Source organism: Sulfitobacter sp. F26169L (assembly GCF_026410285.1).
Taxonomy (GTDB): Bacteria; Pseudomonadota; Alphaproteobacteria; order Rhodobacterales; family Rhodobacteraceae; genus Sulfitobacter.
Genome location: NZ_JAPMLP010000025.1, coordinates 1 through 1,537, shown reverse-complemented (window position 1 = coordinate 1,537; position 1,537 = coordinate 1). Strand labels below are relative to the sequence as shown.

1 pseudogene is annotated in these 1,537 nt (G+C 50.4%); it reads left to right on the top strand.

Annotated features, from left to right (window positions below):
- Nucleotides 1-78: 78 nt before the first annotated feature.
- Nucleotides 79-1,470: pseudogene (locus OS189_RS18610) on the top strand (IS1182 family transposase).
- Nucleotides 1,471-1,537 lie beyond the last annotated feature (67 nt).

The window sequence follows — 1,537 nt, the reverse complement described above, 5'->3', positions numbered from 1 at the left end:
TATTCTGTTGAAAAACTCACGTTGATTTAGCCTCGTCTAACTGATTCAATTTCCTCATTGAGATGGGAGATTGTTGCGATGTTGGGACCACGGCAAGAAGCGCAAAGCGCTCTGTTTTACGATTTCTCTATCGAGGATCATGTTCCTGCAGATCATGTCTTACGGGCAATTGACGGTATCATCGATCTATCTGGCGTGCGTGCGCATTTGGGCTCGTTCTATAGTTCAACCGGGCGTCCCTCGATTGACCCTGAACTGATGATGCGGATGTTGTTTGTTGGCTATATCATGGGCATCCGTTCGGAACGGCGGCTGTGTGATGAAGTCCATCTCAACTTAGCCTACCGCTGGTTTTGCAAACTTGATTTGACGGACGCCATTCCGGATCATTCGACGTTTTCCAAGAACAGACATGGTCGGTTCCGTGACAGTGATTTACTAAGGCATGTGTTTGAAAGCGTTGTGGCACAGTGCATTGAAGCTGGCCTTGCAAGTGGTCAGCGATACGCGGCGGATGCGAGTATCATTGCAGCTGATGCCAACCGCCAGCAATCAACGCCAAAGGCTGATTGGATCCCCGAAGCGATAAACCCGGATGAAGCCCCACGCGCAGTCCGGGAATATTTGGAAACGCTGGATGACGCTGCTTTTGGCGCGGCCAGCCCTGTGGTTCCCAAGTTTATCTCGCATTCAGATCCTGCTTCGCAATGGACTGGCGCACGTGGTGGCCCCGCGTATTTTGCGTATTCTACGAACTATTTGATCGATACGGATAACGCTGTCATCCTTGATGTGGAACCAACACGTTCCATCCGCCAAGCAGAAGTTGACGCCGTCAAAATCATGATTGATCGTGTACATGAAGTGCATGAATTGATGCCACAGCGGTTGATTGCGGATACGGCTTATGGTTCAGGTCCGATGCTGGATTGGTTGGTTCAAAAGCGCGGGATTGCGCCGCATATCCCTGTCATTGATAAATCTGGCCGAAAGGATGGCACGTTTGAACGCGCTGATTTTACATTTGACGCTGAGCACGATCTTTATATTTGCCCTGGCGGCAAAGAGCTGAAGCAATATAGACGCGCATTCACCGCACCAAGATCTGGCCCCAATAAAGATGCCACCATCCGCTAACGCGCCCGAAAATCTGATTGTGAGGCATGCTCGCTCAAACAACGCTGCACACCCAAAGAACCACAACGAAAAGTTACACGTTCAATCTATGAACCATCTCGTGATGTCGCCCGCGCCTTATCGCAAACACAGCAATATGCCATCTCGCGGAAACTACGCAAAAAGGTCGAAATGTCGTTCGCCCATCTGAAACGCATTCACGGCTTAAGTCGGCTTCGACTGCGTGGGCCATGCGGGGCTCATGACGAATTTATCCTCGCCGCAACCACCCAGAACCTCAAAAAGTTAGCAAAGTTAGCTCCGAACCCAATTCGGGCCAACACCGCTCAGTAAAATCAAGGAGGGAACCATTCGCCCCGTGATACAGGGCCCAGAAAACCATGAGTTTTTCAACAGAATA